This window comes from Pseudomonas sp. H3_A02, from assembly GCF_054671965.1.
This window is the reverse complement of record NZ_CP162807.1, coordinates 5,129,929-5,156,075: the sequence shown is the minus strand read 5'-3', so window position 1 is coordinate 5,156,075 and position 26,147 is coordinate 5,129,929. Positions and strand designations below refer to the sequence as shown.

Below are 26,147 nucleotides of genomic sequence, written 5' to 3'. Positions count from 1 at the left end.
TTTTTTCTTGTCTATTTATACGTGATTTTTGGTGTTTTTAAGCGTGATAAATCAATTGACAATTCACGTAAATTGGCTCAGATTCGCCTCAACGGCACCCACAAAAACAAAGGTAACCACCATGCCGATTCATCCCGCTCGCTCTGCCCGCGCAGTCGTCCTTCAGACCCAAGGCTCGTCAACTGCGTCAGCACCGCTCATTCGATCTGCCCGCTTTTCCATCCGAGCGCGGCACTGACTTTCAGCTCAGCCCCATACCGTTCCTGTCGACGGAGTAAATCTATGCATTCGCTAAAAAAACCAGCGGTAGATGTTGTGAGTTCGCTTGCCAGTGGCCCCACTTTTGAGGTGTTGCTTGACGAGGTGCGTGAGCGTGCCCGTGCTGGTGAGTTCGACCGTCAGCGCTACATCTCGCAGGATGTAATCGAAGCCTTCAAGCAGCACGGCATTTACCGGGCGCTGGTGCCCAAGCGCTTTGGTGGCCTGGAGTGTTCGCCCGCGGAGTTCTGTCAGGTGATCGAGCGCATCTCCCAGGCCGACGGTTCCGCCGGCTGGGTCGCCAGTTTCGGCATGAGCCCGGTCTACCTGGCGGCACTGCCGCTTGAGAGCATCGCCAAGGTGTATGCCGACGGTCCCGACCTGGTGTTCGCCGGCGGCATCTTTCCGCCGCAACCGGCTGAAGTAGTCGATGGCGGTTTTGTGGTCAACGGTCGCTGGAAGTACTCCAGCGGTTCCCTGGGCGCGGACATCGTCGGTGTCGGCATCGCCCCGAAAAACGGCGATACCTTCGGTCTGCCACGTATCGCGGTGATGCCGCGCAGTGAGATCCGCATCGAAGAAACCTGGGACACCGTCGGTTTGCTCGGCACCGGCAGCCATGATCTGGTGGCCGAAAATGTACGGGTCGCCGAAGAGTGGACGTTCGTGCGCGGCGGCCTGCCGAACCTGGACGAGCCGTTCTTCCGCTACCCATCGCTGTCATTCGCCACTCAGGTGCTTTCGGTGGTCGGCCTTGGCGTAGCTCGCGCGGCACTCGACGCCCTGGCCGATATGGCCAGCGGACGTGTCTCGGTCACCGGGGCACCGGCGATTGCCGATCGCCCCTTGGCCCAGGTCGACATCGCCCGGGCGGAAGCCGGACTGCGGGCCGCGCGGGCATTTTTCTACGAGTCCATCGACCGCGCCTGGGACTACGTACTGGCCGGCGATGCGGTGCCCGCGGCCGCGATCAACCTGCTTCGCCTCTCATCGACCCATGCCACCCGAGTAGCCGCGGATGTGGCGCGGACCGCGCAGATGCTCTCAGGCATGAGCGGCGTGTACAACGACAGCCCACTGGCGCGCTGCGTCAACGATGCACAGGTGGTGACCCAGCACGCATTCATGGGCGATATCACCTACCAGAACGCCGGAGCCATGTTCTTCGGCAAACAGCCTCTGCCTGGCTATCTCTAACCGTCGAGAAAGAAAAATGAGCGATAAAAAGATGTTGCGCGTGCTGTTCTGCATGGGCATCAACCAGAATTTTTTCGATGCCCCGCGCGATGAACAATTGCAGGTGTGGGCGGCGTTCAGCGCTATGTGGAACGGCATTCACGACCTCGCCGGGGTCAAGGTGCTGGGCAACATGGATGACGACCAGAGCATGGTCGGGCCGTCCGATGGCTTTCCGTGGACCACCTATCTGCTGGCCGACGTGCCGGACATCGAGACCGTGCATGCCGCGTGCAATCTGTTTCGCAGCACGCCGGTGGGCGACGGTCCTTACAAGCTCTGGCGCTACACCAAGGTTGAAGCCCGGGTTGGGCGCGAGCTGATCATTCAGCGTACTTGATGCCGACGAGGACACTCCCATGACCAAGCTGATTCCCGCTGTAAACCTCGCCGTCGATCCCGCCGACCTGGTGCAGGCCGACCGCGTCCACACGTCGATGTACACCGACGCGCAACTGTTCGACGCCGAGCTGGAGAAAATTTTCTACAGCACCTGGATCTGGGTGGCCCACGCCAGCGAGATCCCCGATAACGGCAGCTACAAGACCACCTACATCGGCAAGCAGCCGGTGATTGTGGTGCGTGATCGCAAGAAAGACGTGCACGTGCTGCTCAACCGTTGCCGCCATCGTGGCGCCACTGTGTGCGAACACAAGAAAGGCAAGACCAACAGTTTTGTTTGCCCATACCACGGCTGGGGCTACGCGTTGGACGGCTCGCTGCGCGGCATTCCGCACCCGGAAAGCTATGGCGACTGCATCGACAAGGCCGAGCTGCCGCTGGTCAGCCTGCGTACTGAAAGCTACGCCGGCATGATCTTCGCCACCTTCAAGGACGACATCGAGCCGTTGGAGGATTACCTCGGCGCGGCGAAGAAGTGGATGGACCTGTTCATGAAGCAGGGCGCCGGCTATGGCATCAAGGTTCCGGGGGAACATCGTTTCCGCTTCCCCGGTAACTGGAAGATCCAGCTGGAAAACACCACCGACGCCTACCACTTCCCGTTGGTGCACAAGAGTTTCCTGTCGTCGGTGGATGAGCAGACCATGGAGCTCTTCGACTTCGTCAAGGGCCCTGGCTACGTCGAGGACCTGGGCAACGGCCACAGCGTGATGGTGATGATTCCTGACCTGATCGACCTCGAAGCCGACCTGGACAAGCCGATCCCCGAGCGCTTCCAGGAGTTGGCGGCCGAATTGCGCGACGAAGGCATCGAGGAGCAACAGGTGCGTCGCATTGTGCGCGCGGTAGGCGGTACCGGCTTCAACCTCAATCTGTTTCCCAATGTAGCGTGCTCGATGGCGTTCTTCCGGGTGCTGCAACCGATCTCGGTGACCGAGACCGAAATCCACCATTCGGTGATCACCATGGACGGCGGTCCGGCCGTGGCCAACCGTTATCGCCTGCGCTTGCATGAGCACTTCCAGGGGCCTATGGGCTTCGGCACCCCGGATGATTCCGAGGCCTGGGAGCGTGTGCAGAAGGGTGCCAGCGCCGGTGAAGACCTGTGGATCATGCTCAACCGGGGCTTGCCCGGCGAGCAGGCGAGTGAAGACGGGCTGGTATCCGATGTGAGTGCCGAAACCGGCATGCGCGCCGGCTACCAGCAGTGGAAGAAGATGATGTCGGCCTGACCCGTGGAGAACCTTATGAACCTGCAATTGCTGCAAGAAGTGACCGCTTTCATCTGGCAGGAAGGCGACATGCTCGACCACGGTGAATACGACAGCTGGTTGAAGATGTGGACCGAAAAAGGCACCTACATCATTCCCATCGACCCCAGGGAAACCGACTTTGAGAACACCCTCAATTACGCCTACGACGACCATCATATGCGTGAGCTGCGGGTACAGCGTTTGATCGGTGGCGAGTCGATCTCCACCAGCCCGCAACCGCGCACGGTGCGCATGCAGTCGCGCTTCCGGGTGCTGAGCGATGACGGTCATTACGTCACCGTGCGCTGTGCGCAGAACGTGCGTGAGTTCCGCAAGGAAAGCCTGAAGTTCTACAGCGCCGACTTGACCTACGACCTGATCCGTTGTGAGCGCGGTTTCAAGATCCACCGCAAAGTGGTCAGCCTGATCAACAGTGACGATGCCCTCGCCGGTATCGGCTACATCCTTTAAGGAGCGCCGACATGAGCCAGATCGCATTGGTAACGGGGGCAGGGCAGGGCCTGGGGCAGCATTTCTGTGCCGGCCTGCTGCGGGCCGGGTATCGGGTGGTGGTCACCGACATCAAGCTTGAGGCCGCCCAGGCCTGCGCCACTCAGCTGGACCCCGGTGGTGAGCACACCCTCGCGCTGCAACTGGACGCAGGCTGCAAGGCTGATTTCGAAAACGGTCTGGCCCAGGTGCTGGAGCGCTTCGGCGCGCTGCACGTGGTGGTCAATAACGCCGCGGTGACCAAGACCACGCCGCTGATGCAGATCAGCCCCGAGGAGTTCGACGCCGTGGTGGGCCTGAACCTGCGCAGCGTGTTCTTGGGCTGCCAGGTGCTGGGCGCGTACATGGCCGAAACCGGCTACGGGCGCATCATCAACATGGCGTCCCTGGCCGGGCAGAACGGCGGCACCGCAACCGGCGCGCATTACGCCGCGAGCAAGGGCGGCATCGTGACGCTGACCAAAATCTTCGCCAAGGAATTTGCCGCACACGGGGTGACGGTGAACGCCATCGCCCCAGGGCCGATCGATTCGACGGCGGTGCGCGCGGCGATACCGCCGGAGCGTCTGGCGGGGCTGCTGGCGAATATTCCGGTGCAGCGCCTGGGCGATGCGGATTTTCTGGCTGACTTGATTGTGCAACTGGCGCGGCCCGAGGCCTATTTCACCACCGGGGCGACCTGGGACGTGAATGGCGGCCTGTTCATGCGCTGACTATTACCGAGCCGCCACGGCGGCCTTTGCGAATTCCATGGAATAACGGCCATGATTGAAGAACTGTTGGACGTAGTCGTGCGCAAGCGCGAGCTGCAAGGGGACGGCGTGGTCGTCCTCGACCTGATCCGTCGTGACGGTGCGCCGCTGCCGGTATTCGATGCCGGCGCGCACGTCGATCTCCACATCGGCCCGGGGCTGGTGCGACAGTACTCGCTGTGCGGCAACCCGGCCGACCCGCGTATGTACCGCCTCGGCGTACTCAAGGACCCGGCCTCGCGCGGCGGTTCGGTGGGTGTGCATGAGTACCTGCTCGAAGGTCGCCAGTTGCAGATCAGTGCACCGCGAAATCTGTTCCCACTGGCCGCCGATGCGTACCGTTCGCTGCTGCTGGGCGGCGGCATCGGCATCACGCCGATGATCGCCATGGCCTACAGCCTGCACGCGGCAGGCAAGGCCTTCGAACTGCATTACTGCGGGCGTGAACGAGGTCGCAGTGCGTTTCTCGCTGAGCTGGCCGGCGCGCCGTTTGCGGCGAATGTGTTCACCCATTTCGACAACGAAGGTGCCGAACAGCGGCTTGATCTGGACAAGGTGCTGGGCCAGGGCGAGGCGGGCGTGCATCTGTATACCTGCGGTCCCGCCGGTTTCATGGACTGGGTGATCCAGGGGGCACGTGATCGCGGCTACACCGAGGCGCATATCCACAAGGAGTATTTCCAGGTGGAGGTGGACAGCTCAGGCGGCAGCTTTGAAGTGGTCGCCGCGCGCAGTGGCAAGACCGTGCAGGTGGCCGAAGGGCAGAGCATTCTCGCCGCGCTGGCACAGGTGGGGATCAAGATCGAGATTTCCTGCGAGCAGGGTGTGTGCGGGACCTGCCTGTGCGATGTGCTCGAAGGCGAACCGGACCATCGCGATGTGTACCTCACCGACGATGAGAAGGCCGGCAACGACCAGATCCTGGTGTGTTGCTCGCGCGCAAAATCCAAAAAACTCGTGTTGGATATCTGAGGAGTCGACCATGGTAGACGTAAGCAATTTTCGCAATGCAATGGCCATGCTCGGCGGCGCCGTGTCGGTCATCACCACCGATGGTGTGGCGGGCCGGTTCGGTTTCACCGCCTCAGCGGTATGCAGCGTGACCGATTCGCCGCCCACGTTGTTGGTGTGCATGAACCGTTCTTCCCATTCCAACGAGCATTTCAAGCGTAACGGCGCGGTGTGCGTGAACACGCTGTGCGGTGATCATCAGCAACTCTCCGGCGCTTTCGCCGACCGCACGCTGACGATGGATGAACGCTTCGCCGTCACGGAGTGGACCACCCTGGAAAGTGGCGCGCCGGTGATGCTTGATGCGCTGGTGAATTTCGACTGCCGCATCGTGCAGGTCCACGAGGTGGGCTCCCACAGTATTTTTTACTGCGAGATCCAGACCATTCGCCAGAGCGGCGCGGACGAGGGCCTGGTCTACTTCAACCGGGCCTACCATCGTCTGGGCGAAGCATCGAAGGCTTGCTGAGTCTCACTACGTGTGCTGCCCGGACGGGCGGCTGCTTCTTCGGTGCGTCGGCGGCCAGTTCGCTCAGCGTGCTGGCGGACGAATTCCCCATCGGCCCGTTTTGAGTTGTGTGACAGGGCCGGTGTGGAATCGTCTGGCGCAACTGTACGTCGGCTACAAGAGTTCAGATCAATTCCTCCACCAACTGCAAACAATGACTGAGCCCCGGCGACTTATCATTTACCCTTCGGCTGAGAATAATCGGCGAGGTCGCAGTGGCTTCCACAACTGGCGTATAGCCGATGTCCGCGCGATGCAGCAGTTGCACGGAGGCCGGCACCAGCGTCACGCCCATTCCAGCGCCGACCAGGCCGATGGCGGTCTGCAACTCGTTGGTCCACTGCGCCACCTTGAGGCTCAAACCGTGAGCGTCGAACAACGCGATCACATGGTCGGCATAACTGGGGCGTGGGTTGCCGGGGTACAGCACAAACGGCTCGGCGGCGAGTTGGGCGAGGGTGGCGGGCGCAGCGAGCAACGGGTGACCGGCGGGCAATACCGCCACCAGCCGATCCTCCACCAGTACGCGCTGGACGATCGCCGGGTCGTCGATGCGAATGCGCCCGAAGCCCACATCGATGCGCCCGGCCTTCAACGCTTGGACCTGCTGCAAGGTGGTCATCTCCGACAGGCCCAATTCCAGTTCGAGCGCCTCATGGGTGCGCAGCCGTCGGATCAGTTCCGGCAGCACGCCATACAAGGTCGATGGGGCGAAGCCGATGCCCAGCCAGGTTTTTTCGCCCTGGCCGATGCGCCGCGTGCTGTCACAGACCTTGTTCAACTGTTCGAGCAACACATTGGCGTGTTCATAGAAGTACCGCCCGGCTTCGGTCAGGCGCAGCGGCCGGCCACGTTCCAGCAGGATCACCCCCAGTTCCTCTTCCAATTGCTGGATCTGCCGGCTCAACGGGGGCTGGGCGATGTGCAGGCGTTCGGCGGCGCGGGTGAAGTTGAGGGTTTCGCCCAGCACCTGGAAATAACGCAGATGACGCAGTTCCATGATGGCTCCATTCATACCTACAGAGTATTAATCAAGACTAATTCTATATTGGAAGCCTGGAAAGAGGCGGCGCAGAATCGGTTAAAACCTATAAAGAACCCAACGGGTATTACCATGCCGATTTGCGCCATCGAGTCGATCGAGACGATTATCGTCGACCTTCCCACCATTCGCCCGCACAAGCTGGCGATGCACACGATGCAAAACCAGACCCTGGTGATCATCCGCGTGCGTTGCGCCGACGGCATCGAGGGCATCGGTGAGTCCACCACCATCGGTGGCCTGAGCTACGGCAACGAGAGCCCCGACAGTATCAAGATCAACATCGACCGCCACTTCGCGCCGCTGTTGATCGGCCAGGACGCCAGCAATATCAACGCGGCCATGTTGCGCTTGGAGCGCAGCGTTCGCGGCAATACCTTTGCCAAGTCCGGTATCGAAAGCGCCTTGCTCGATGCGCAGGGCAAGCGCCTGGGCCTGCCGGTCAGCGAACTGCTCGGCGGCCGTGTGCGTGACGCCTTGCCGGTGGCCTGGACCTTGGCCAGCGGCAACACAGAGCAAGATATCGCCGAGGCCGAGAAGATGCTCGACCTGCGCCGGCACCGAATTTTCAAATTGAAGATCGGTGCCGGTGATGTTGGGCGCGACCTGGCCCATGTGATCGCGATCAAAAAGGCGTTGGGTGAGCGCGCCAGTGTGCGCGTTGACGTCAATCAGGCCTGGGATGAGGCCGTGGCGCTGCGAGCGTGCAAGGTGCTGGGCGACAACGGTATCGACCTGATCGAGCAACCGATCTCGCGCAACAACCGTGGCGGTATGGCGCGGCTGAACCTGTCGAGTCCGGCGCCGATCATGGCGGATGAATCCATCGAATGTGTCGAGGACGCTTTCAACCTGGCGCGCGAAGGTGCGGCTTCGGTGTTTGCCCTCAAGATTGCCAAGAACGGCGGCCCGCGAGCGGTATTGCGCACGGCGGCGATCGCCGAAGCAGCCGGCATCGCTTTGTACGGCGGCACCATGCTTGAAGGTGGTATCGGCACCCTGGCCTCCGCCCATGCGTTCCTCACCCTGAACAAGCTGGCCTGGGACACCGAACTGTTCGGCCCGCTGTTGCTCACCGAAGACATTCTCAGCGAGCCGTTGGTGTATCGCGATTTTCAGCTGCATGTCTCCACCGCTCCGGGCCTGGGCCTGGCCATCGATGAAGAGCGCCTGGCGTTCTTTCGTCGTGACAAACACTAAGAGGCGCCTGCCATGTTGTTTCACGTAAAAATGACCGTGAACCTGCCCGTCGACATGAACCCCGAACGTGCCGCCAGCCTCAAGGCCGAAGAAAAAGCCTTGGCGCAACGGCTGCAGCAAGAGGGCAAATGGCGTCACCTGTGGCGCATTGCCGGGCACTATGCCAACTACAGCGTGTTCGATGTCGATAGCGTTCAGGATCTGCATGACTTGCTAATGCAGCTGCCGCTTTTTCCCTACATGGCCATCGAAGTGAACGCCCTGTGTCGGCATCCGTCGTCGATCCATGAAGACGACAGCTAAGCCTGCTTTCTACCTAATAACGACAAGATGAGGAGTACACCATGCCCGTTCGAATTTCCCAGACTGCCCACGCCCAGCATTTTCTCGAAGAAGTCAGCGGCAATCTCAACGACGGCGGTAACCCGCGCACCAAGGCCTTGATCTACCGGATCCTGCGCGACACCGTGAACATTATCGAAGACCTGGACGTAACCCCGGTGGAGTTCTGGAAGGCAGTCAACTACCTGAACGAGCTGGGCAAGAACCAGGAGGCTGGCTTGCTCGTCGCCGGCCTGGGCCTTGAGCATTACCTGGATATGCTGATGGACGCCGCCGACGAAGAAGCGGGCAAGACCGGCGGCACGCCGCGCACCATCGAAGGTCCGTTGTACGTGGCCGGTGCGCCGTTGTCCAAGCACGAAGCACGCCTGGATGATGGCTTGGATCCTGCGGTACCGCTGTTCATGCGCGGCCAGGTACGCGACACCGATGGTAAACCCGTGGCGGGGGCGATCGTCGATGTGTGGCAGGCCAATACCGCCGGTACCTATTCCTGGTTCGATACAACGCAATCGGAGTTCAACCTGCGTCGGCGCATCGAGACCGATGCCCAGGGCAACTACCGCTTTCGCAGCATTGTACCGTCGGGATATGGCTGCCCACCGACCGGGCCGACCCAGCAGTTGCTCGACCAATTGGGGCGCCATGGGCAACGGCCGGCGCATATTCACTTCTTCATTTCGGCACCGGGTTATCGGCACCTGACCACGCAAATCAATCTATCGGACGACCCGTATCTGCACGATGACTTTGCCTATGCGACGCGCGATGAGTTGATTGCAGAGATCCGCTTCAGTGACGATCAGCAACTGGCGCGGGAGTTTGGCGTGGAGGGGCGGTTTGCGCAGATTGATTTTGACTTTGAACTGCAGGTGGCCGCTGCGCCGGCAGAGCAGCAACGCATGCAGCGCGTTCGCGCACTCCAGGATTGAACGCGATAAACAAATGTGTGCACGGGCTTGCTCGCAATCGCGATCAAGCCCGCTTGATTTGTGTTGTGCTCACGCTTGGACCGAGTACAGCATCGCCTGCAGCTCGGCAGCAATCGAGCGCCTTGGGCCTGGCCAGGGGGGGGGGCTTGGCCGGCCTGGTGGAGGGCGTACCGACGGGAGACCAACAAGTTGACGTGTGCATGAGTCTGCACATATAGTCCACCGCATGACAAACCCAACCTCCGCACGTACCCGTGCAATTGATGCTGCTATCGACTCGCTCGATGGATCCTTTTTCAAAGCTCTGTGCGAGCCGTCGCGGGTAGCTGTGCTCAAGCGAGTCATGCAACTGGGGCGAGCGGATATCGCCGAGATTGCAGAAGGGCTGCCTCAAGAACGTTCAGTGGTGTCCCGACATCTACAAGTGCTATTAGAGGCAGGCATCGTCCGTGCCACCAAGGTCAGTCGGCAAATGTTCTACGAGGTGGATGGACCGGCAGTGGTGACACGGCTCGAAGCCATTCTCCAGCACATGAAAAGTCTGACTCCGTTTTGCTGCCCTGGTGCACCAAAGTAGTTTTTATTTATCTGTATATATGTATGGATGTGCATATATGAACATAATTAACGAGTCCATGGATGTCATCGTTATTGGTGCGGGCCAGGCTGGGCTCGCGTGCGGTTGGCATCTGCGGCAGCAGAATCTCAGGTTTCTTATTCTGGATGCCGAGAGCCAGCCAGGTGGAAACTGGCGCAATTATTACGACAGCTTGAGACTTTTTTCCCCTGCTGCTTACTCATCGTTACCTGGAATGCCTTTTCCGGCGCAAGCCAAGCATTACCCGTTACGCGATGAAGTCGTACGTTATCTGGAGCGGTACGCGAACGCTTTCCAGCTACCCATTCGCCAGAACACGCGCGTCCAGAACGTGCGTAGAGAGGATGGGCTGTTTTTGCTTCAGGCATCTGATGGCCAGTGTTTGCGCTCAAAAGCATTGATCGTTTGCACGGGCGGATTCAATCAGCCGTTCACCCCTGACATTCCAGGGCTGGAGAGTTTTCGCGGGCAACGTTTACACAGTGCGGATTACCGAAATGCCGAGGGCTTCAGTGATCAACGCGTCGTGGTCATCGGTGCGGCCAACTCTGCCGTACAAATTGCCCATGAGTTGGCTCAAGTCAGTCGCGTTGTATTGGCGACACGGGAATCGATTCGGTTTTTTCCGCAAAAGGTCCTCGGTATGGATTTTCATGCTTGGCTCAAGTGGACAGGACTTGAGAAGACTCGTTGGCTGAATGATCAAAGTACCCCTGTGCTGGATGACGGCACCTATCGTCGAGCCATGAAGCAGGGGCTTTTTGAGCGTAAGCCGATGTTCACGGAGGTAACGCCAACGGGGGTGATCTGGGCTGATGGGCAGCACACTGAAGTGGACAGTCTGGTTTTCGCGACCGGATTTCGTCCGACCCTTGGTTTTTTGGCGGGTCTGCACGTGGCGGGCAATGAACGCTTGAGGCAACGTAACGGGCAGGCGGAGCACGTGCCGGGTTTGTATTTTGTGGGATTACCGAAGCAGCGTAACTTCGCCTCGGCCACCCTTAGAGGTGTCGGGCCCGATGCTTCTCACATCATTCCTGGCTTGATGCGTTTTATCGATAATGCATCGGACCCGGTGTTCGCTTGATGCCGGTTATCGATTTTCAAGCTCCAGGTTGGTTGGATCGGAGCCGAGGCTACCCTCAAGTGTATGACATACTTATTACAAAATTCATATATTCGACTATCCAGATGCGCATGGGGCTTTCTGCTGATAAATATTCTGTTAGCCCCGTAAGTACTGGGCTTAAGAGTGGCGTTATTGGCAGGAGTCGATTTTTACAGCGTTTTCTTTGTCGCAGGGCTTTACCATGTATGCATAAAAACATATATTCGGAAAACCGTATGTGAGCTGAGATCTTCACGATGACCAGCAGAGCCCGAGTTCTGTTCGTTTGTACCGTCAACGCTGACCGCACGCAGTCCAAGCCGACGCATTTCGCCACACGCTTCATGAAATTCATGAGCGCATCAAGATGTTCGTCTTGGTGAAAACCTAACGCTGAGAATCAATATGGCTGACCATCTGACACCCACCACTGTTTTTAAATGCCTGGCTGATGAAACCCGTGTTCGCACCATGCTGCTCATCACTCGAGAAGGGGAGCTTTGTGTTTGCGAACTGACCTGCGCGTTGAACGAGAGTCAGCCAAAAATCTCCAGGCACCTGGCGCAGTTGCGCACATGCGGTCTGCTTTCGGACCGTCGGCAAGGCCAATGGGTTTATTACCGGCTGCACCCCAATCTCCCCGATTGGGTTCATCAAGTGCTGACCACTACGTTCGAAAGCAACAAGCATTGGTTAAGCCCTGATGCCAAACGCCTTGATGCAATGGGTGACCGTCCTGAACGTGCAGCCGTGTGCTGTGAAAACAAGGTCGCTTGATTCCGTCCTCGACTACGAGACCGCTCGATGAAAATCCTTTTTCTCTGCACTGCCAACAGCTGCCGCAGCATCCTTTGTGAAGCGGTCTTCAATCACTTGGCAGCTGACGGCATGAAAGCCTATAGCGCAGGCAGTCAACCCAAAGGCGAAGTGCATCCGCTGAGTCTCAAAACCTTGGAAAAGGCCGGTATCTCGACGCTCGGGCTGTTCAGCAAGCCCAGTGATGCCCATATGAGCTTGGCACCTGATTTCGTCATCACGGTGTGCGACAAGGCCGCCGGGGAGGCATGTCCTGTATTTTTCGGGCCGGCCACCAAGGCCCATTGGGGGTTGGCTGATCCTTCGCAAGACCACGGAACTCAAGAAGAGATAGAGGCGGCGTTTGAAGTCACCCTGGAACAAATCAGAACCCGCATCCAAGCCTTCCTGGCTCTACCGCTTTCTCAACTGAGTTCCGAGCAGCTCAAGGCAGAGCTGGCTCTCATTGGCACGCTGTAACCACAGGAGCAATGAAACGCCGCTGGTTCGAAGACTCCAAGAGCGCCATTGCGCAGGACAATGACTATGTACGATAACCACATCCCCCAACTCAATACTGAACTGATCGATCTACCGTCGACAGACAAGCTCGGCATCGAAAAAATCTCCATCCACAAGCCACGCATTTTGCTGCTGTACGGGTCCACTCGTGAGCGCTCCTTCAGTCGTCTGTTGGTGGAGGAGGCCGCTCGACTGCTGGAGCACTTCGGCGCCGAGACGCGGATTTTCAATCCGTCAGGTTTGCCACTGCCAGATGACGCACCCGACGACCATCCTCGCGTGAAGGAGCTGCGTGACTGGGTGCTGTGGTCCGAGGGACAGGTCTGGTGCTCTCCAGAGCGTCACGGAAACATCAGCGCTGTGTTCAAGGCGCAGATCGACTGGGTGCCACTGGCCATGGGCGCGGTTCGACCCACTCAGGGCAAGACCCTTGCGGTGATGCAAGTGTGCGGCGGCTCGCAGTCGTTCAACGTGGTCAATCAGTTGCGAGTGCTGGGACGTTGGATGCGTATGTTCACCATCCCCAACCAATCGTCCGTGCCGAAGGCCTATATGGAATTCGACGATAACGGGCGGATGAAACCTTCGGCGTTCTACGACCGTGTCGTGGATGTGATGGAAGAGCTGGTGAAATTCACGCTATTGCTTCGCGACCGTCAGGACTATCTGGTGGATCGTTATTCCGAGCGCAAGGAGTCGGCAGAAGAACTGATGAAGCGTGTTAACCAGCGGTCGATTTGACACCCAATCGAACGCCCACTGACAACAGAGACAGAGCACAACAACATGACTATTAAAATTGGCATCAATGGTTTTGGTCGGATCGGTCGCCTTGCTCTGCGGGCAGCCTGGAATTGGCCTGAGTTCGAATTCGTGCAGATCAACGACCCGGCGGGCGACGCGTTGACCCATGCGCACTTGATCAACTTCGACTCGGTGCATGGCCGTTGGAACAACGAAGCCAGCGCCGACGGCGACAACGTCGTCATCGACGGTAAACGGATCAAAGTAACGGCCAACAAGGCGATCGCCGAGACAGATTGGTCGGGCTGCGATCTGGTGATCGAGGCCAGCGGCAAGATGAAAACCGTGGCGGTGTTGCAGGCCTACCTGGATCAGGGCGTCAGGCGTGTAGTGGTCTGCGCTCCGGTGAAAGAGCCGGGCGCGTTGAACGTTGTCATGGGCGTCAACCAGCACCTGTTCGATCCTGCGCAGCACCGTATCGTTACCGCGGCTTCGTGCACCACCAACTGTTTGGCCCCCGTTGTGAAAGTCATCCACGAAAAGCTGGGCATTCGTCACGGCTCGATCACCACCATCCATGACCTGACCAACACCCAGAGCATCCTTGATCAGCCGCACAAGGATCTACGTCGTGCACGTGCTTCGGGCATGAGCCTGATTCCGACCAGCACGGGCTCGGCCACCGCCATCGCCGAAATCTTCCCGGAGCTGCGTGGACGCCTGAATGGTCACGCCGTGCGCGTGCCGCTGGCCAACGCTTCGCTGACCGACTGTGTCTTCGAAGTCGAGCGGGCCACCACTGTCGAAGAAGTGAATCAGTTCCTCAAGGACGCTTCCGAGAACGAGCTGAAAGATATCCTCGGTTTTGAGGAGCGTCCGTTGGTGTCCATCGATTACCGTACCGACCCGCGCTCATCGATCATCGATGCGCTGTCGACCATGGTCATCAATGGCACCCAGGTCAAACTCTATGCCTGGTACGACAACGAATGGGGTTATGCCAACCGCGCCGTCGAATTGGCCAGGCTGGTCGGTCTGGCAGTCTGAGGAGCGGTCATGAAAGCCTTGTCAGCCCTCGCACCGGAAGTTCGGCAGTACCTGCTCGTGACGGGCAACTACTGGGCCTTCACCCTCACCGACGGCGCCCTGCGCATGTTGGTGGTGCTGCACTTTCACGCCTTGGGCTACAGCCCACTGCAAATCGCCGCGTTGTTTCTGTTCTACGAAATCTTTGGGGTGATCACCAACCTGGTGGGTGGTTATCTCGGCGCTCGACTGGGTCTTAACCGGACCATGAACATCGGGCTGGGCATCCAGGTCGCAGCGCTGCTGATGCTCACGGTTCCGGTTGCCTGGCTGACCATCCCCTGGGTAATGGGCGCCCAGGCGCTCTCTGGGATTGCCAAAGACCTGAACAAAATGAGCGCCAAAAGCTCGATCAAGCTGCTGGTGCCCAATGGGCAGCAAGGCACGCTCTATCAGTGGGTGGCTGTCCTCACCGGCTCGAAGAACGCACTCAAGGGCGTCGGCTTCTTTCTGGGTGGAGCCTTGCTGGCCCTGATCGGCTTCAAAGGCGCCTTGCTGGCCATGGCGGGCGTCCTGGCGCTGATCTGGATCAGCAGCGTGATTTTGTTGAAGAAGGACCTGGGCAAGGCAAAAGCCAAACCCAAGTTTCGCGATATCTTGTCCAAAAGCCGGGCAGTCAACACCCTTTCGGCGGCGCGAATGTTCCTGTTCGGCGCCCGGGATGTCTGGTTCGTGGTGGCCTTGCCGGTGTACCTGAGCAGCGTGTTCGGCTGGGATTTCTGGAAGGTGGGCGGCTTCCTGGCGGCCTGGGTGATTGGCTACGGTATTGTGCAGTCCTTCGCACCCAACATCACCGGCAAGAAAAGGGGGCCTGTACCGGATGGTCGTGCAGCTTTTGTGTGGGCACTTGCCCTGGCGGCCCTACCAGCCTTGATTGCGCTTGGGCTCGATAGCGGGTGGTCACCGCAGACGGTACTGCTAGGCGGCCTCATGGTCTTTGGCGCGTTGTTCGCAGTGAATTCGTCCCTGCACAGCTACCTGATCGTGTCTTATGCCAACGAAGACGGCGTATCCCTGGACGTGGGTTTCTACTACATGTCCAACGCCATGGGACGACTGATCGGCACCGTGCTCTCCGGCTGGGTTTATCAGCTGTACGGTCTGGAGGCATGCTTGTGGATCTCGAGCGTGTTCGTATTGCTGGCCGCCCTGATTTCCATCGCATTACCAAGGCATGCCCAGGCGATTTGAAGGCGTTCTGATGGGGCAGCGGCAAGGAAAAACGTTGGCGGCCTGGGAACGACCCGCTGTGCCTGTAAGTCTACCTGTATCTAGTCATTGTTAAGGTACAGCGCAATGGATAAGACAATCACCGTGGATCAATTGGCTACCACTGACCTTAGATCAATCAACGAGATATGGCTCGGCGGGACTCATACCCAGCTATGCCTATGGCGTGGCGAACAAGTCTTCACCCACGAAATGCTCAGCGAGGGCACCCACGATCAGAATGTCCGACGCCTGTGCTTGCAGTTGGTCGACCCTGACGATCAGGCCGCAGTGGCCAGCGTTGAGCTGATCGCGCGCGAACGGCTGAAAAAGATGGGAAAGGAGGGCGAGTTTTATCCGGCTGAAGAGGCAGACACTCATCAATAGTCGCTCTGCGGCTCTGATAGGAGTCATATATTGGACTCTGGATTAAATTGCCGCCCGTTACGCAAGCGGCAAGGCCAGCTCCTGGCTCATGTTTTCCAGGATGGCATTGGGTACGAGGCAACATCGCGTCGCACCCAAAAGCTATCAGCGGGACAGAAGCGCCGCCAGAACCTCTTTCAATTCAACACGTCCCTTGCGTGGGATGCCTTCAAAGCGAATCCAGCCTTCATTGAAACCATGGAGCATCTGAATGCGCGGATGAGGGTTTTTCATGCCTTGAGAGCGGAACAGCGCTTCCCAGGTATCGCTGGGTACCGCTTCCATTTTCACCGACTTGTCCAGCAGCTTTGACAACGTCGCCGCGATGTCATTGGGCGTAACCTGTTGCTCGGATTCCAGCTCCACGATTCGCTTGCCGTGCCAGCTTTCCTGCAGCAATTCAGCGCTTACTTTGCCGACGTCAGCCGTCGCGATCATAGGAACTGGCTTATCCAATGGCTGAAGGAAGCTTGGGATCACGCCATTGCTCTTGGCGGGCTCAATGTCCCAAAGACTGTTTTCCATGAACCAGGCTGGACGCAAAAACGTGATCGGCAGGTCCAGCGTGTCAAAACGCTGTTCTAGGATTTGAAGCTGGTTCAGCAAGTTAGGCTGATGTGCTTGAGCGCCAATCGTGGAGATGCACACCACTTTCTCAGGTTTCGCTGTTTCCAGCGCGGCGCGCAGGTTCTCGATGATGTAGCGTGCTTCTGGAAAACCTTCGGAAGGATCGAAGTTGGGAGGCAGCAGAATGAATACGCCGGTGCTGTCACTGAACGCGGCAGCCAGCGGACTCACATCATTAGCGTCTGCAACCGCAACCTCGCACCCTTTGGCAGCCCATGCTTTGCCTTTTTCAGCGTCACGTACCACGACTCTGACGCGCTTATTGGCAGCCAGCAGATTGCGAGCCACTTCTGCACCTACCTGACCTGTAACACCCATTACCGTATACATATGAGTTCTTCTTTAAGAGCGACCCGTTGTCGCTATGGGCGAATTATTGCGTTGCTTGCGAGTTTTCTTCGATATCATGAGTGTCATTGATTCAATGACGGGGAATCATTAATGAGTTTCGACGGGCGTTTGGTCAACGGTATGGGTGTGCTCTCTGCCGTAGTTGATAGCGGGAGTTTCGTTAAAGCTGCCAATGCGCTGGACATGACCCAGTCCGGGGTCAGTAGGGCTGTCGCTCGTCTCGAAACGAGGTTGGGGATCCGTTTATTTGACCGAACCACTCGATCGGTAAAGCTCACAGATGAAGGGCGTCGACTGTATGAAGAAATAGCGCCACTACTCGCCGCATTGGAGGAAGCAGCAACGATGGCATCTGGCAGTGCAACCGCAGTGCGGGGACGGCTTCGCGTTAATGTTGACCCGTATTTTTCCAGACTGATCTTGGCCCCGGCCCTCGGAAGTTTCATGGCGGCCTACCCCGCTATTGAGCTGGATCTCGTGACTCGAGAACAGATGGGGGACCTGGTGGCCGACGGAGTTGATCTTGCTGTGCGCTTTGGCGAGCAACCTTCTTCCTCGCTAATTGGCAGACAGTTGCTGCAAACACGCGTGCTCACTGTTGCTTCTCCGGCTTATCTGAAAAAACACGGTCGTCCACTGCATCCCTCAGAGCTTGAGAGCTCGGAGCATGTGTGTGTCGATTTTCGAGATCCTCAGACGGGCAAACCGTTCATTTGGGAATTCCATCGAGGCCACGAGCGTGTGAGCGTCAAAACGCACGGAAGGCTAATGGTCAATGACGTAGGCACGATGCACCGAATCTGCGAGGAAGGGCAGGCTGTGGCCCAGGTATTGGAGTTAGGTGTAGAGGCCGCGTTGCGTGAGGGACGGCTCATTGAGCTCTTTGCGGATTGGCCCGATGAATATTTTCCTCTCTACGCGTTGTACCCCTCACGGCATTTGCCGCCAGCCAAGGTGCGGGCATTTCTTGAGTTTGTAGCAGCTCTTAGTCGATGAGAAAGCCTTCAAAATACTCAACATAGTCTTCGATCCGGCTTTTCACCCGGTCATCTCCCCCAGCGCCGGTTGAATTACTACGACGTAAATTATGCTCGGCTTTGCTGTCGTGCTTTCACTGGTGGCCAGCGCTGCGCACCAGGTCAGGCCTTGGTTAGCTCGAACCGGGCGGCGATTCAATAAAGTCTGCGGTGGTTTTTTTGTACTTTTCGGGTTGGCTCTGCCTGTCCATACCTGAAAGCACGCCTTTGCTCATCAGAATGAGTTCTGACTACAAATGGGCCGCAGCAAACGAGTGCCAATCAATCAGGGAGAGCATGTCCCTCTAAAATCTCAAACCCGTCGTCAGTGGGTGCGTAACCAACAACTTCTCGGGTCTTATCGATGGAAAGGCGCTTGTATCTATTGTCTGATACGCCATGAATCACATGGAACCCGCTCAGCTCTGCATCCACGCAACTTCTAAGTAGCGCTACGACATCCCTCATGCTGATAAACGCAGCTACATCCCTGTGGCTGTGGGTCTCTCCCTGCTGAAACTGGGCTACGTTTGCAATGCGCACTGCAAGGGTTGTCATTTGACCATCGTTCGCATACATCGATGCGAGAGCCTCCCCAAATGCTTTGCTAACCCCATAAAGATTTCCTGGCCTGGGCAACATATGTTCATGTACTTGGACGTCCTTCGGGTAACCCTCAATGGCTTGGGCACTGCTCGCAAATATGAACCGCCTGCAACCTTGTGCCTTCGCGGCGAACAACATGTTGTAGGTGCCAACGATATTTACAGGCAGGAGAGAAGTCATGAAGTTAGCGTCTGGACTCGGGTCAGCAGCTAGATGAATCACGGTATCGATGCCTTCGCAGGCCTCAAGGCAGCTTGACTGATCCCTGACATCGAGAGAGAAACTTTGTGCTGATTTCGGAAATGTCTGCACATCTATATCAGCAAGACGCAAATCCAATCTATCGGCTTGCGCTGTCCAAAAAGCGGTGCCAATCCGACCCGCCGCACCTGTGACTAAAATTTTTCGTGCGCTCATGTGTATGTGTCCTTACCGTTAAGCTGCATTGAGCATTTGAGATCAGCAGTGCCCGATACATGTCGCACCGATCAAGGTGAACGGTGGGGGACCGGCCGATAACGCTTCAAAAACTTCGGCCTGTGCCGACTCAGGTGGTGTCGGCTACAGTTCCTTGTAACCGCAGGAATGTATCACGACCGCCACGGAATATTGCTCATGACGAAACGCCCTCCGTTCCAATCGCTCGGCTGCGCCGAATGCCGCAACCATGATGCGCTGGGGTTTGAATTCACCATGGCCTTCCAGCCTATTTTCAACGTCCGGACACACGCTGCGTTTGCTTATGAGGCGTTGGTCAGAGGTATCAATGGCGAGTCGGCGGGCTACATCCTGGGGCTCGTGAACGACAGCAACCGCTACCGATTCGACCAGGCCTGCCGGGTGAAAGCCATCGAGGAAGCCGCAAGGCTGGGCCTGCTGGATATTCCCGATTGCTTGCTGAGCATTAATTTCCTGCCCAACGCCGTATACCGGCCAGAGACGTGCATCCGGGCCACCCTGGAAGCGGCGCGCTTGACCCATTTCCCGCCAGAAAGGCTCATGTTCGAAGTGACCGAAGGCGAGAAGGTGGTCGACCCTGAACACCTCAAATCGATTTTCGTGGAGTACGAGCGCCAGGGTTTCGTTACCGCCGTCGACGACTTTGGCGCGGGCTATTCGGGTCTTAACCTGCTGGCCATGTTCCAACCCCAGGTACTGAAGATTGACATGGCACTGACCCGAGGCATCGATCGAGACACGGTCAAACAAGCGATCGTCGAAGGCATCATCCTGGTCGCCAGGCGCTTGGGTATCCTGGTCATCGCCGAAGGTGTCGAGACCCGTGAAGAAAGCTCGACGCTTCTAGGCATGGGGATCGAGCTGATGCAGGGGTATTTGTATGCAAGGCCCGAGGTTGGTCATCTCCCAGCTGGGTGTTTTGACTTGGGTTGATGTGTCCAAGCCTTTCAATCATGTTTCCTGATGGGTGGATTGATTAGATGGACGCCCCAGTAAATGAAAATGTAAACGACGATGGTGTTATCGGGGCTTTTGGGGCGGACAGCCGAAACGCCCCACACCTCTCATCAAGCCGTTGGAATGGTGCCGCCATCAATGACAAATTCGCTGCCCGTGATGGAGGCCGCGCGAGGCGAAGCCAGGAAGGCAATGAGGTTCGCCACTTCTGCAGGTTTCGAAGGGCGGCCGAGTGGGATACCGCCTAACGCGTTCATGATCATCTGCTTGCCGCCTTCGTAGTCGGTGCCTGCTTCTTTCGCCAGGCGCTCGGCGAAGGCAACCGACGCCTCGGTTTCAACCCAGCCCGGCGATACCCGGACAACACGCACGCCTTTTGGCGAGACCTCCTTCGACAGGCTTTTGCTATAGGTCGAAAGCGCGGCCTTGGCAGCCGCGTAAGCGGTCGTTGCTTCAGGCAGCGGCAGCCGGTTCTGAATGGACGTCACGTGGATGATTACGCCCTCGTTGCGTTCGAGCATGTTCGGCAACAAGGCACGGTCGATGCGCACGGCTGGAAACAGGTTCAGATCGAGCTCGCGTTGCCAGTGCTCCTCGTCCAGTGCAGCAAAGCCGCCACCCGGTGCCGATGAGCCACCCAGTACGTGGATGATGATGTCGACGTCGCCCAATATTCGCTTGGTCGCGGCCACCAAGGTCTCACAACCTTCCCGAGTCGACAGGTCAGCCGGAATGCATAAGTCTGGCGGCATTTCGATGTTTGCCTGGCGAGCCGAGGTCAGCACTTTTGCGCCTTCGTCGAGCAGCAGCTCAACCACCGCTTTGCCGACACCCTTGGTGCCGCCGGTAACCAGAATGCGCTTGCCTTTCAAATCAAGATTCATGGCGTAATTTCCATCTCTGACGGTGAGTTGATGACACCCAATGATCTTGCCGTCCACGGGATAGTTTGCTCAACTGGCATAAATGTAATGACTAATCCCGATAATCAGGACAATCAAATGCCGGATCTTCGTGTAGGGCTTAACGAGTTGGAGGCGGTGACGGCCGTGGCGCGCCGGGCCTCGTTTCGACAAGCCGCTATCGACTTGAGTGTTTCGACGACTGCGTTGAGCAATACCATCGCCAAGGTGGAGTCGAACCTTGAAACGCGGCTGTTCAACCGCACCACACGCAGCGTGTCGCTCACCGAGGCCGGCAGGCTGTACATGGAGCAAGTCGGGCCGGCGCTACAGGATGTTCGCGCGGCGCTCGAGGCGGTGCGCTCGCACAATGTCGGACCTTCGGGAGTCTTGCGCATCAATGCCTTTGCCAGTGCCGCGCGTACGTCCCTGATGCCGCTGATTCTGGAGTTTTCGCGGCGTTACCCTAAGGTGCACATCGATCTGGTTACCGAAGGGCGCCTGGTGGATATCGTCGCTGACGGCTTCGACCTCGGTGTGCGGTCTGCCAATCTGGTACCCAGCGACATGATTGTCGTCCCGTTGGGCCGACCGCAACGTTATGCCATCGTGGGCTCGCCAGCGTACTTCGAGGTGCACGGCCAACCTCGGACGCCAGCCGATCTACTCACTCATCACTGCTTGCGGATCCGCCTGCCCAACGGTGCCATTTTTCCTTGGCATCTGGAACGCGACGGGGAGGTCATCAGGCTGGATGTTAACGGGCAATTCACGCTGGACGAGCCTGGCCTTGCCAAGGCGGTAGTTGGGGCCGCCGTGGCCCTCGGTTTTTTCATGGAACAGGACGTTCAAGCCGAAATCGAGAACGGAGAGTTTGAGCGGGTGCTGGAGGATTGGACACCCGCTCGAGACAACTTGTGTTTGTATTACCCGAACCGGCGCAACCCTTCGGCGGCGCTCAAGGCGTTTACCGACTTGGCCCGTGCCAACATTCAACCCTTGGCCGCAGGAAACAGCCCTTAGCAGCTTGTTCGCACGAACGGAGTCACGGGCGCATGCATGAAGCTCATAGGTCGTAAGTGGCCCGTATAGCCTCCACGGCCCGCTCGCCGATCACGACGCACGGGGCCATCGTATTGCCGCTCGTGACATGGGGCATGATGGACGCATCGGCAACGCGCAGGCCCTGGATTCCGTAGACGCGCAATTGACCATCAACCACGGACATCGCGTCCTGGCCCATTTTTGCCGTACCGCATTGGTGCCAGTAAGTGACGGCAGCGTTGCGCGCGTAGTGTTCGAGCGACTGGGTGTCCAGTTTTCCAGGCAGGCTTTCACGTTTCACCAAGCCCTTGAAGGGGGCCTGCGCGCCCAGTTCCTGGACAAAACGGATGTTCTCCAGCGCGTTGCGCCGGTCGGTGGGATGCGACAGCGTGTTGGGTTGAATGATGGGGGCATCCGTCACATTCGGGCCGCTGAGCTTGACCCAGCCGCGACTTTCCGGGTGGGCAAGGCCGGCGAACATTGTCCAGCCATGTGCAGGCACGCCAAGTGATGCGGTCTCTGCGCTGGGTACTGGAAATTCGACCTGGCAGTGGAACATGTCCGGGAGATGCAAAGCACTTTCGCTGCTCCAGTACAGCGTCGCCTCCGAGCCGCCGTAACCCACCGGTTGTGGCGTCGCGTATTCGAAAATAACCGCAAAGGACACGTGATCTTGATGATTGGCGCCGACGCCGGGGAGATGCTGGAGGACCGGAATACCATGGCGCTGCAATTCCTCCTCCGGCCCCACGCCTGATTGCATCAGGACCTTGGGCGTGTTGACCGCCCCCAACGAAAGAATGACTTCGTGATCGGCGTAAAAGCACTCGATCTGCCCATCTTTTAGGGTTTGTACGCCGATGGCGCGCTGGTCCCTGAAGAGCACGCGACTGACAAGCGTATCAGTCAGGACCGTGAGGTTGGGCTGACCAGAGCGTGGAGCGACGTAGGCGCGGTAAATGGAATTACGCCGGCCGTCCTTGACGATGAGGTCGTTCAAGGCCGCACCTCCGCGGCCTTCCATCATGGCGCCGTTCGGGTTCTCGAAAGCCGGTATACCCATGCCGGCAGCCGCACTGATCATGGCGTTGGCAATCGGTTGGGCGTCTCGCACAGGCGCGACATGAACCGGTCCGCCCCTGCCGCGACGCACCGGATCGCCGGTGCCCCGATAGTCTTCCACGCGTTGATAAATCTTCAGGACCGACGCGTAGCTCCACGCAGGATCACCACTGAGCGCTGCGAAATCTTCCCAATCGTTTTTATGGCCGCGGGCCCACAACATGACATTGACGCTGGACCCACCGCCCAATCCGCGGCCCATATTCAGCGGGATTTTCCTGTCGTTGAGATGAGGGTTTGCGGCACCCACGAAGTTCCAATCGCGCTCGGTGCCAAGGTTCAGGGGCCAGTTCCCCGGCTCCAGCACGTGGGGGTGATCATCGCTGCCTCCGGCCTCGATGAGTAATACTTCAACCTCGGGATTTTCGGCCAGCCGTCCCGCCACGACGGAGCCGGCGGTGCCTGCTCCACAGACGATAAAATCATAATGGTGCTTTTGCTGCTCGGAATTCATGGGCATTGAGCGGGTTTCCTTGGACGGTGTGGTATTGCTCGCCTGATGCGATGACTGCTGCGAGGGAAGTGCGTTGCATCCGAGCTTCCGGCCACCCTGTCCTGAAACCGGTGGCAATCCATTCAGATGCAGCAGCGCTTCCCTCGATCCCGGCGCAGAAGGGGCCTGGAATCACTGGCTCTTCTGGACCGCCTGGATGATGACTTTTGCGACATCTGCCGGACGAGATTGTTGTGGCACGTGGCTGGCTTCGATTTCGGTGACCTTGGCACCGATCTTCTTGGCAAAAGCGCGCTGCAGATCAGGCTGGATCATCCGGTCTTCCTTGGCCACAACGTACCAGGTTGGCTTGCCTTTCCAGGCGGCGACGCTGGTTTTGTCATCGAAGGCCGAGGCCCGGATCGGCCCTTGCGTCGCCGCCATTACCGCGGTTTGCTCTGGGGAAAGATCCTGGGCAAAACCGGTGGCCATGCCCTCGGTGGTCATGTACAGGAAACCGTTTTTGTCGGCGGCGATGTCTTTCACGCCGGACGGGGCAGGGTAGTCCTTGCCCAAGTCTTTACTGGCTTGACCGGCATCCGGAGCGAACGCGGCGACGTACACCAGGCTGCGTACTTTCTTGTCGGTGCCAGCCTCGCTGATGACGGTACCGCCCCAGGAGTGGCCGACCAATACGACGTCGTTCTCCTGGTTGTTCAGCACACGCTGCGTGGCGGCGACATCGTCCGCCAGCGAGGTCAACGGATTTTGCACCACGGTGACCTTGATGCCTTCCGCCTGCAGCAGCGGGACGACCTTGCCCCAGTCGGATCCGTCGGCGAAAGCGCCATGGACGATGACAACAGAGGGTTGCTGCGCCGCGGCATGGACCGCGCCGCCGAACAATGAACAGGTCATGGCGAGTGTGAGGGCAAGGGCCTTGGGTTTGAACATGATGCGATCTCCTGTATGGGGTGAGCGCAGTTTCAGCGATACTCGGCGGCTGAGGTATCGGTCATTTATCCGAGGCCATCAACAATGTTCAATCGGATACCCGGAGGAAACGACATGTCAGCAGGTGACTGTATCGAATTGGAAGACGCCATCCTGGCGTTGTCCATGGTGGGCGACCTGAGCATGGGCCAGCCGTTCGATCAGTCGCGCCGCACCGCCCGATTGGTGCAGATGCTCGCGCAGGCGTGCAATGGCGCTGGCGAGCACACCGAGATCGGACGCCAGGTGGCCTTGCTGCGCTGGTCAGGCTGCACCGCCAATGCCGAGGGCTTCACCCGACTGCTGGGCGATGACGTCGAGGGCCGCAACGCGATGCTGACGCAAACCCTCAGCGCGGCGGGCCAGCGAGCGATGCGCAGGTCCACGCCGCTGGCGCAGATTCATTGTGAGGTGTCCGGTGATATCGCTCATACCTTGGGCTTGAGCACCGAAGTCGAACACGGGCTGCGTCATGTGTTTGAGCAATACGACGGCGAGGGACGGCCGTCCGGCCTGCGTCATCCGCAGGTGCCGGAGGTGGTTTACCAAGTGTTGCTCGCCGGTGATCTGGAAATCCTGTCCCGCAGTCACGGTCTGGAAGTGGCATTGCAATGGATCGCCAGCAAGCGTGATCGACGCTATCCAGCAGCGCTCGCCGCCCAAATGCTGCAACACGCCGAAGATTGGCTCGCTCAACTGCGCACGCCACATGTTGCTGCGTCGCGGCACACCGCACCATCGGTGCCACTGACCCTTGTCAGCGATGTGATCGATCTCAAGCTGCCATGGCTGTCGGGGTATTCGCGACGTTCTTCGGAATTGGTCCAAGAGGCCGCCAGGCTTTCGGGGTTGCCAGAGGCATCCGTAGACCATCTCGGCCAAGCGGCGCTGATCCATGGCCTTGGCCGCGCAGCAGTGCCCAATCGAGTCTGGAATGCCCCGGGTGCGTTATTGGAAGGCGATCTTGAGCAAGTGCGGTTGGTGCCTTACTGGACGTCGCGGGCCTGTAGCCAGATACCGGCGCTGGCAGTGTCGGGCCAGATAGCGGCCCATGCCTACGAGCGACTGGATGGCAGTGGTTACTTCCGCAGTCTCCATGGTGACGCGCTGCAAAGCGAACATCGCTTGCTGGCCGCGGCCCTGGCTTGGCAAGCGTTGCTGAGCGAGCGGCCGTGGCGGCCAGCCTTCAGTCAGGACGATGCCGCCCGCTTGTTACTGGACGAGGCGGACCAGGGGCGCTTTGATCGACGAGCCTGTCAGGCGGTCATCGCGGCGGCGCGCGGGGACACGATGACAACTGCCTGCAGGCCAAGCGGTGGTCTGCTTTCCGAGCGTGAAACCGAAATTCTACGATGTATCAGCACAGGAGGAAGCAACAAGGAAGTGGCGCGTCAGCTAGGCATCAGTCCGAGCACGGTCCGCACCCATGTGGAGAACGTGTTCCGAAAACTTCAATGTACCACCCGGGCGGCTGCGACCCTCAAAGCCCTGACGCTGGGGTTGATTTGAGGCCAAGCCGAATAAGTCTTTTGATTCAATCGCTTGACAGTCTCGGTGGTCTCGGCAGGTGCACTTGCGTGCGGGTGGAAAAAGGCCTGAGTAGATGCGGTGTTATTTTTATTGCGTAATTTGTCGTTAATTTGAAATAAAAATAGTTTATCTGGACTAGTACGAAATATTGTTTCGATTTTTACTAAAAAGAT

The 26,147-nt window shown here is 58.5% G+C and carries 28 protein-coding genes and 2 pseudogenes; 24 read left to right on the top strand and 6 right to left on the bottom strand.

The annotated features are described in order from the left end of the window. Positions 1-282 precede the first annotated feature (282 nt). From iacA to AB4N80_RS22595, 7 genes are read left to right on the top strand one after another with little or no spacing between them, the layout of a single operon-like run. Entirely contained in the window at positions 283-1,455 is a 1,173-nt protein-coding gene (iacA, locus tag AB4N80_RS22625) for an indole-3-acetate monooxygenase (protein WP_122568273.1), read from the top strand. A 16-nt stretch (positions 1,456-1,471) separates the two neighbouring features. Next, positions 1,472-1,834 carry an IacB protein gene (locus AB4N80_RS22620; protein ID WP_122568274.1) on the top strand — a complete coding sequence of 121 codons (363 nt, stop codon included), beginning with the start codon at positions 1,472-1,474 and terminating at the stop codon, positions 1,832-1,834. A 19-nt stretch (positions 1,835-1,853) separates the two neighbouring features. Beyond that, positions 1,854-3,128: an aromatic ring-hydroxylating oxygenase subunit alpha gene (locus AB4N80_RS22615; protein ID WP_122568275.1), complete on the top strand. Its 1,275-nt coding sequence runs from the start codon at positions 1,854-1,856 to the stop codon at positions 3,126-3,128. A 15-nt stretch (positions 3,129-3,143) separates the two neighbouring features. Next, positions 3,144-3,620, top strand: a complete 477-nt coding sequence (locus tag AB4N80_RS22610; RefSeq protein ID WP_122568276.1) for an aromatic-ring-hydroxylating dioxygenase subunit beta — start codon at positions 3,144-3,146, stop codon at positions 3,618-3,620. Between the two features lie 11 nt (positions 3,621-3,631). Continuing rightward, the gene (locus AB4N80_RS22605) at positions 3,632-4,372 is read left to right on the top strand and encodes an SDR family NAD(P)-dependent oxidoreductase (RefSeq protein ID WP_122568277.1); all 741 of its coding nucleotides are present in this window, start codon (positions 3,632-3,634) and stop codon (positions 4,370-4,372) included. Between the two features lie 51 nt (positions 4,373-4,423). Beyond that, on the top strand, positions 4,424-5,383 hold the full coding sequence (locus AB4N80_RS22600; RefSeq protein WP_122568278.1) for a PDR/VanB family oxidoreductase: 960 nt from the start codon (positions 4,424-4,426) through the stop codon (positions 5,381-5,383). A 10-nt stretch (positions 5,384-5,393) separates the two neighbouring features. Then, on the top strand, positions 5,394-5,891 hold the full coding sequence (locus AB4N80_RS22595; protein WP_092169021.1) for a flavin reductase: 498 nt from the start codon (positions 5,394-5,396) through the stop codon (positions 5,889-5,891). Positions 5,892-6,054: 163 nt separating this feature from the next. Here the strand turns inward: AB4N80_RS22595 and AB4N80_RS22590 are convergent, their stop codons facing one another. Next, positions 6,055-6,930: a LysR family transcriptional regulator gene (locus AB4N80_RS22590; RefSeq protein ID WP_122568279.1), complete on the bottom strand. Its 876-nt coding sequence runs from the start codon at positions 6,928-6,930 to the stop codon at positions 6,055-6,057. Positions 6,931-7,044: 114 nt separating this feature from the next. On the opposite strand from AB4N80_RS22590, the gene AB4N80_RS22585 reads away from it, so the two are divergent. From AB4N80_RS22585 to AB4N80_RS22530, 12 genes and pseudogenes are all read left to right on the top strand, one after another. Further along, positions 7,045-8,172 carry a muconate cycloisomerase family protein gene (locus tag AB4N80_RS22585; RefSeq protein ID WP_122568280.1) on the top strand — a complete coding sequence of 376 codons (1,128 nt, stop codon included), beginning with the start codon at positions 7,045-7,047 and terminating at the stop codon, positions 8,170-8,172. A gap of 12 nt (positions 8,173-8,184) precedes the next feature. Continuing rightward, positions 8,185-8,475, top strand: coding sequence for a muconolactone Delta-isomerase (gene catC, locus AB4N80_RS22580; protein WP_122568281.1), 291 nt, complete (start codon positions 8,185-8,187; stop codon positions 8,473-8,475). A 41-nt stretch (positions 8,476-8,516) separates the two neighbouring features. Then, positions 8,517-9,446, top strand: a complete 930-nt coding sequence (gene catA, locus AB4N80_RS22575; RefSeq protein WP_305470559.1) for a catechol 1,2-dioxygenase — start codon at positions 8,517-8,519, stop codon at positions 9,444-9,446. 226 nt (positions 9,447-9,672) lie between these two features. Then, the gene (locus AB4N80_RS22570) at positions 9,673-10,023 is read left to right on the top strand and encodes an ArsR/SmtB family transcription factor (protein ID WP_122568283.1); all 351 of its coding nucleotides are present in this window, start codon (positions 9,673-9,675) and stop codon (positions 10,021-10,023) included. Positions 10,024-10,060: 37 nt separating this feature from the next. Further along, the gene (locus tag AB4N80_RS22565) at positions 10,061-11,131 is read left to right on the top strand and encodes a flavin-containing monooxygenase (RefSeq protein ID WP_122568284.1); all 1,071 of its coding nucleotides are present in this window, start codon (positions 10,061-10,063) and stop codon (positions 11,129-11,131) included. A 343-nt stretch (positions 11,132-11,474) separates the two neighbouring features. Next, positions 11,475-11,543 (top strand): annotated as a pseudogene (locus AB4N80_RS22560) (arsenate reductase ArsC); the annotation flags it as partial. A gap of 14 nt (positions 11,544-11,557) precedes the next feature. Further along, the gene (locus AB4N80_RS22555) at positions 11,558-11,929 is read left to right on the top strand and encodes a metalloregulator ArsR/SmtB family transcription factor (RefSeq protein ID WP_122568285.1); all 372 of its coding nucleotides are present in this window, start codon (positions 11,558-11,560) and stop codon (positions 11,927-11,929) included. 27 nt (positions 11,930-11,956) lie between these two features. Further along, entirely contained in the window at positions 11,957-12,427 is a 471-nt protein-coding gene (locus tag AB4N80_RS22550; protein ID WP_122568286.1) for an arsenate reductase ArsC, read from the top strand. Positions 12,428-12,493: 66 nt separating this feature from the next. Continuing rightward, complete coding sequence (gene arsH, locus AB4N80_RS22545; protein WP_305470562.1) at positions 12,494-13,210, top strand: arsenical resistance protein ArsH; 717 nt, start codon at positions 12,494-12,496, stop codon at positions 13,208-13,210. 45 nt (positions 13,211-13,255) lie between these two features. Beyond that, complete coding sequence (locus tag AB4N80_RS22540) at positions 13,256-14,260, top strand: ArsJ-associated glyceraldehyde-3-phosphate dehydrogenase (protein WP_122568288.1); 1,005 nt, start codon at positions 13,256-13,258, stop codon at positions 14,258-14,260. 9 nt (positions 14,261-14,269) lie between these two features. Next, positions 14,270-15,490, top strand: a complete 1,221-nt coding sequence (arsJ, locus tag AB4N80_RS22535; RefSeq protein WP_460078906.1) for an organoarsenical effux MFS transporter ArsJ — start codon at positions 14,270-14,272, stop codon at positions 15,488-15,490. A gap of 105 nt (positions 15,491-15,595) precedes the next feature. After that, positions 15,596-15,895, top strand: coding sequence for a hypothetical protein (locus tag AB4N80_RS22530; RefSeq protein ID WP_122568290.1), 300 nt, complete (start codon positions 15,596-15,598; stop codon positions 15,893-15,895). A 144-nt stretch (positions 15,896-16,039) separates the two neighbouring features. Here the strand turns inward: AB4N80_RS22530 and AB4N80_RS22525 are convergent, their stop codons facing one another. Further along, positions 16,040-16,891, bottom strand: a complete 852-nt coding sequence (locus AB4N80_RS22525; protein WP_354336510.1) for an NmrA family NAD(P)-binding protein — start codon at positions 16,889-16,891, stop codon at positions 16,040-16,042. A 111-nt stretch (positions 16,892-17,002) separates the two neighbouring features. On the opposite strand from AB4N80_RS22525, the gene AB4N80_RS22520 reads away from it, so the two are divergent. Both AB4N80_RS22520 and AB4N80_RS22515 read left to right on the top strand, forming a co-directional pair. After that, a complete protein-coding gene (locus AB4N80_RS22520) occupies positions 17,003-17,908 on the top strand; it encodes a LysR family transcriptional regulator (protein ID WP_122568292.1) in 906 nt (301 codons plus the stop codon). Between the two features lie 106 nt (positions 17,909-18,014). After that, a pseudogene (locus AB4N80_RS22515) lies at positions 18,015-18,146 on the top strand (LysE family translocator); the annotation flags it as partial. A gap of 64 nt (positions 18,147-18,210) precedes the next feature. Here AB4N80_RS22515 and AB4N80_RS22510 read toward each other — a convergent pair. After that, positions 18,211-18,951 carry an NAD-dependent epimerase/dehydratase family protein gene (locus AB4N80_RS22510; RefSeq protein WP_122568293.1) on the bottom strand — a complete coding sequence of 247 codons (741 nt, stop codon included), beginning with the start codon at positions 18,949-18,951 and terminating at the stop codon, positions 18,211-18,213. Between the two features lie 198 nt (positions 18,952-19,149). Here AB4N80_RS22510 and AB4N80_RS22505 point away from each other — a divergent pair, with 198 nt between their 5' ends. Beyond that, positions 19,150-19,926: an EAL domain-containing protein gene (locus AB4N80_RS22505; RefSeq protein WP_122568294.1), complete on the top strand. Its 777-nt coding sequence runs from the start codon at positions 19,150-19,152 to the stop codon at positions 19,924-19,926. Between the two features lie 134 nt (positions 19,927-20,060). On the opposite strand, the gene AB4N80_RS22500 is transcribed toward AB4N80_RS22505, so the two are convergent. Then, positions 20,061-20,834 carry an SDR family oxidoreductase gene (locus AB4N80_RS22500; RefSeq protein ID WP_460083141.1) on the bottom strand — a complete coding sequence of 258 codons (774 nt, stop codon included), beginning with the start codon at positions 20,832-20,834 and terminating at the stop codon, positions 20,061-20,063. A 117-nt stretch (positions 20,835-20,951) separates the two neighbouring features. Here AB4N80_RS22500 and AB4N80_RS22495 point away from each other — a divergent pair, with 117 nt between their 5' ends. Then, complete coding sequence (locus tag AB4N80_RS22495; protein WP_460078900.1) at positions 20,952-21,875, top strand: LysR substrate-binding domain-containing protein; 924 nt, start codon at positions 20,952-20,954, stop codon at positions 21,873-21,875. A gap of 43 nt (positions 21,876-21,918) precedes the next feature. Here the strand turns inward: AB4N80_RS22495 and AB4N80_RS22490 are convergent, their stop codons facing one another. Together AB4N80_RS22490 and AB4N80_RS22485 are read right to left on the bottom strand one after the other, a co-directional pair. Next, a complete protein-coding gene (locus AB4N80_RS22490) occupies positions 21,919-23,478 on the bottom strand; it encodes a GMC family oxidoreductase (protein WP_460078897.1) in 1,560 nt (519 codons plus the stop codon). Positions 23,479-23,643: 165 nt separating this feature from the next. Continuing rightward, positions 23,644-24,405 (bottom strand): alpha/beta hydrolase, encoded by a 762-nt coding sequence (locus tag AB4N80_RS22485; RefSeq protein WP_122568297.1) that lies wholly within the window; start codon positions 24,403-24,405, stop codon positions 23,644-23,646. Between the two features lie 114 nt (positions 24,406-24,519). Between AB4N80_RS22485 and AB4N80_RS22480 the strand changes: the two genes are divergently transcribed. After that, entirely contained in the window at positions 24,520-25,953 is a 1,434-nt protein-coding gene (locus AB4N80_RS22480) for an HD domain-containing phosphohydrolase (protein ID WP_305470568.1), read from the top strand. Positions 25,954-26,147 lie beyond the last annotated feature (194 nt).